Genomic DNA, 4,932 nt, shown 5'->3' on the forward strand with positions numbered 1-4,932 from the left:
GGCTAATCACTTTAATACTGAAAAACCATTTCCATCACGTTCATCTAAGAGCAAAGCAAGGGAAAAGGGGCATTTTCCTAGAGTTTTGATCAAACTAGTATTAATTGCTAGTATTCTCTTTGTTAGTGGAATACTCATTGCAATGATTGTGGACGCTATCAATCAATCAGACCAACAACAAGTTAATTCAGAAATAAAAAATGGTGCAGAGAATAATGATAATAGCAACGATTCAACTGATGAAACGACAACTAATAACGACCAAAACCTTGATCAAAATATTGATGAAAATAAAACAATAGATAAAAAAGAAAAAACAGGAGAAGAACAAACGGATCAACCTTCAAATAGCGAATCCAATTCAAACGAATTTACGGAAAATGGACAATGGCAGCCTATAGGTACTAAACAAGAAGAACCTCATATCACAACCTTTACAAAGGAATCTATCGATTGGCAGGAAATGGTGAAGGCAATCACTTATGCTACGAATCTATCAGAGGAACAAATGATTATTTGGAGACTTGAAAATGGTGGAGCCCCAAATCTTGCTAGAGGAGTAGTGAGCACAAGTATGACCAAAGAAACGCCTTATGAGGTAAAACTTGAGTGGGTAACAAATGAAGGCTGGAAGCCAGTAGAAGTCAATGTATTAGATCAAAATCCATATATTAAAAGATAGCTCTTGTGAATGATCACAAGAGCCTTTTTGTCAAAAATGTTATCTTGTTATGATCGTTTTTCAGGGTATTCCACAATGACGGTGGTACCCAAACCTCCACGGGCATTCCATACCGCTTCAATCTTCATCCATTTTGGGTCACATAGGCGAACCAAATCTTCAAGAATACGATTGGTTGCATGTTCTTGATAGATCCCTACATTTCTGTATGAAGTTAAGTAGTATTTAAGAGATTTCATCTCAATCAATTCTTCCTTGGGTATATAAGTGATTTTTACATCTGCAAAATCAGGCAAACCGGACCACGGACAAACAGATGTAAATTCAGTGGTTGGAATCGTAACTAAGGTATCTTTTCCTACATATTCATTAGGAATAGTCTCCAAAATATCTACTAAAATTACACTTTCATCCTCAATATCAAAACGAATATTTTTGTACTTCTCATGATTCATTTCTACTTGTGCCATGTTATTCCCTCTTTTCCTTAGTGTATGATATTGTGTTTCCTTCTTATGCAATCGATTGTGTTGAAACTTTTTCTTCTACTGTTTTCCCTTTTTCATTTCGGATAAGATAGACTAATCCATAAACGACTGGAGTATCAAGAACTGCAATCATCAATTTTATTGCATATTGTGTCAATATCATTGTGAATAAGTTTGGGATCACACCATAAAAAGCAATTGTTATAAAAATCGTGGTATCTAATAATTGGGACACAGAAGTAGATACATTGTTTCGTAACCATAACTTTCTTCCCTTTGTTTTCTCCTTAAGAAAATGGAAGGCCCAAACATCATGATATTGACTAACTAAATAAGCGATCATCCCTGCTAAGGTGATTCTTAGATTAGATCCAAGGATCTCTTGAAATGCTTCTTGGCCAGTCCAAAATGGGGCTGATGGCATTTGAATTGCTAACTTAACCAATAAAGCGGAAATCACAGATGTTATAAATCCTGTGAAAACAAGCCAATTGGTTCGTTCTTTGCCCCATACCTCAGATATGGCATCCGTAATCGTAAAAGTTAGAGCATAGGCTAGAACTGCTGCAGGAACAAAGAAAGCATTTTGTCCAAATTGAATGGTAATGATCTTTGTTGCAATAATATTAGCTAAAACCAATAATCCGGTAAATAAACCAGACAACACAATAAAATACTTTTCTTGACGATTCATTTTAGATTTCTCCCTTCTTAATAATTTGGTGAAATCCTAATGTTGTTGAAGTGGAGAAAAAGAAAAAAGCCCTTCACCAGGGCTTGATATCTCAACTGGTGGTATTTTTTACGTTGGTTTACCCACTAAACAACGAAGGATTCAATTTTCACAAATATAAATTATGCATCAATTTTTAAAAAAATGCAAGTAAAAATAATTTCCTATTTATTTCAGCTTAGTAGATAGCTCCTCACCAATATAATGGAGTTTTTCAGCCAAATCGGCTACTTCTTGGCTAGAATCGGAAATTTGCTCTGAGATTTCAGTAAGGTGTTTGATTTGTTTACTTACCGTCGTCACTTGTTCTAGATTATTATGGATTCCGCCCATCATCTCAGCTAGCTCCAACTGTAATTGCTCCGTATATTTGCTCCCTTGATGAACGGAAGTATTTGTTTGTTTCACGACACTTAACATTTCTTCAACAGCAACATGTGATTTCTTAATTAAATCACTAATATCTTCAAGGGCCTGCTGAGTGCTTTGAGCAAGATTTTTTACTTCACCAGCTACGACTGCAAACCCTTTTCCATGTTCTCCAGCTCTTGCAGCCTCAATCGTTGCGTTTAAAGCCAATATGTTGGTTTGCTTTGCAATTCCATGGATTAAAGAAATAATTTCTCCAATCTTCTTAGAATGTTCGTTGATTCGAGAGGTGCTTTCCTGTAATTGAATCATCTGTTCTTCAATCGCATGAATTTGAGACAGTGTATCTTCTACAACCTTTCCACTATGTAAGGCCATTTCTTGGACCTTTTCTGCATGAGCTGTTGCTTCCTCTGTTGCTGCAGTAATTTCTTCAGAACTTGCATACATATTCTGAACAGAAGTTGATGTTTGTTCTGCATTAGCGACAAGGGATTCACTAGAATCTAGCAATCTCTTTTCTAGTCGCTTGATATCATCCAGTTTTAACATTTTTGAGGTATAAGAATCTATATACGTTTCTTCTACTAATTGCATATCAAATGTAGTTAATTTTGTGAATGCCAACAAAACTTCCGAAAGTCTTGGATCACCCTCATATTTTTTTGTGAGAAGTGGAAAAACAGATTTGTAGTAAAGTTGATAAGCACCAAAAAACCATTCAGAGTCTAAGCGGATCCGGTCATGCACTCTTCCAATCTTCCTACGATTCATCACATATTGTTCATCGACCACACCATCAGTTAGACTCAAAAAGTATTGTTTTTGAGTAATTTTTAAGCGTTCAAATGTACTATGTTGTTTAACAATCCCTTCCAAAAGAGGAATGGTTTTAATTTTTTCATAAAATTGATCTACTATTTCATCTGCATGTTCTTCAAACAATGCTTCTTGTTCCCTCATTATTTTTAATGTTTCATCTGTAATCCCTAACATTGATAATTTTTGTTTGATTTCATTCTCAGTTACCTTTAGTGTTACATTGTGCCTATTCCATTGATTTTCATTGTGATGGATACCATCCTCTATACTCTTACGTTTGAACATCTGTTACACCCCTAACATAATTTGTCCAACATATTCCAACTAAAGAGTATTGTAACAAGATTAAGATCCTTTGACTATAAAAATCATATTATTATCACACATAGAAGTGTTGGTGAACTAATCACCACTTAAAGTTTTCACACTTTTATCACACATTTGTCTAAATAATTAATTTTTGGAATCATTACTTAAATTTTCTTGTATATAGGATTATACTAAATAAAAGGTAATTCAATATTTTTACAAGTTATATACAATTTTTTATTAGTAGTGGTTCCTTTTAAGAACCAAAATAAAAAATGGAGAGTGCGAAAAATGAGAGTAAGCGGTTATTTTATTCCTACAGTCAATTTATTTGGTGTAGGAACTGTGAAAGAAGTTGGGGGGCGGATTAACACATTAGGAGGGAAAAAGGTTTTAATCGTTACAGATTTTTTTAGCGAAAATAGGAATGGCTGATCAAGTAAAAGGCTTGATTCAAGAGGCTGGTTTAGATGTTGTGATCTTTGATGGCGCAGAACCTAATCCAACCGACCGTAATGTAGAAGATGGTCTTAAAGTATGGAAAGAAAATGGTTGTGATGCACTGGTTTCCTTAGGTGGTGGATCATCACATGACTATGCGAAAGGCATTGGACTTGTAGCCGCAAATGGTGGAAAAATCCACGATTATGAGGGAGTAGATAAATCCAGTAATCCGTTTGTACCATTCGTGGCTGTGAACACAACCGCTGGTACTGCATCTGAAATGACACGTTTCTGCATTATTACTGACACAAGCCGTAAAGTAAAAATGGCTATTGTCGATTGGAGAGTTACTCCTGCCGTATCGATTAACGATCCAGAGTTAATGGTAGGAATGCCACCATCACTAACAGCTGCAACAGGAATGGATGCATTAACCCATGCCATTGAAGCATATGTATCAACAGATGCGAATCCATTAACAGATTCTGCTGCGTTAATGGCGATTGAAATTATTTCTGAGTACTTACCAAAAGCTGTTGCAAATGGTTCCAATATGGAAGCTCGTGAAAAAATGGCATATGCTCAATTCTTAGCAGGAATGGCATTTAACAATGCAAGTCTAGGCTATGTTCATGCAATGGCTCATCAATTGGGTGGTTATTATAATTTACCACATGGTGTATGTAATGCAATTCTACTCCCACATGTTGAGCAATTTAACCTTATTGCTGCTCCTGAACGTTTCCGTGATATAGCAGTAGCAATGGGTGAAAATATTGACGGACTTTCAGTAAATGAAGCAGCTCAAAAAGCGATTGAGGCAATTAAGAGATTATCTACATCGATTGGAATTCCATCAGGATTAGCGGAGTTAGGTGTAAAAGAAGAAGATTTCGAGATTATGGCAACGAATGCGCAAAAAGATGCCACACACCTTACCAATCCAAGAAAAGCAACCTTAGAGGAAATCATGCAAATCTTTAAAAATGCAATGTAATTGAGACTGATCTATTAGGCGGCTGTAGCCAAAAATTCCTTAGGCAGCAGCCGTTTAACTTTAACTTCCCTCCGAAAGAAGTCTCCCA

Annotated in this window: 4 protein-coding genes and 1 pseudogene; 2 read left to right on the forward strand and 3 right to left on the reverse strand. The window is 35.8% G+C overall.

What is annotated here, in order from left to right:
• On the forward strand, positions 1–682 hold a 682-nt coding region (locus tag U473_RS08785), incomplete at its 5' end, for a YrrS family protein (RefSeq protein WP_082732454.1).
• Between the two features lie 47 nt (positions 683–729).
• Here the strand turns inward: U473_RS08785 and queF are convergent.
• The 3 genes from queF to U473_RS15525 form a co-directional block, all read right to left on the reverse strand.
• A complete protein-coding gene (gene queF / locus U473_RS08790; protein ID WP_068725428.1) occupies positions 730–1,152 on the reverse strand; it encodes a preQ(1) synthase in 423 nt (140 codons plus the stop codon).
• 43 nt (positions 1,153–1,195) lie between these two features.
• The gene (locus tag U473_RS08795; RefSeq protein ID WP_068725430.1) at positions 1,196–1,864 is read right to left on the reverse strand and encodes a queuosine precursor transporter; all 669 of its coding nucleotides are present in this window, start codon (positions 1,862–1,864) and stop codon (positions 1,196–1,198) included.
• A 207-nt stretch (positions 1,865–2,071) separates the two neighbouring features.
• The gene (locus tag U473_RS15525; protein ID WP_068725432.1) at positions 2,072–3,379 is read right to left on the reverse strand and encodes a globin-coupled sensor protein; all 1,308 of its coding nucleotides are present in this window, start codon (positions 3,377–3,379) and stop codon (positions 2,072–2,074) included.
• A 315-nt stretch (positions 3,380–3,694) separates the two neighbouring features.
• Between U473_RS15525 and U473_RS08805 the strand changes: the two are divergent.
• Positions 3,695–4,844 (forward strand): annotated as a pseudogene (locus U473_RS08805) (iron-containing alcohol dehydrogenase).
• Positions 4,845–4,932: the final 88 nt, after the last annotated feature.

The sequence above is a fragment of the Tepidibacillus decaturensis genome, from assembly GCF_001561915.1.
Taxonomy (GTDB): domain Bacteria; phylum Bacillota; class Bacilli; order Tepidibacillales; family Tepidibacillaceae; genus Tepidibacillus_B; species Tepidibacillus_B infernus.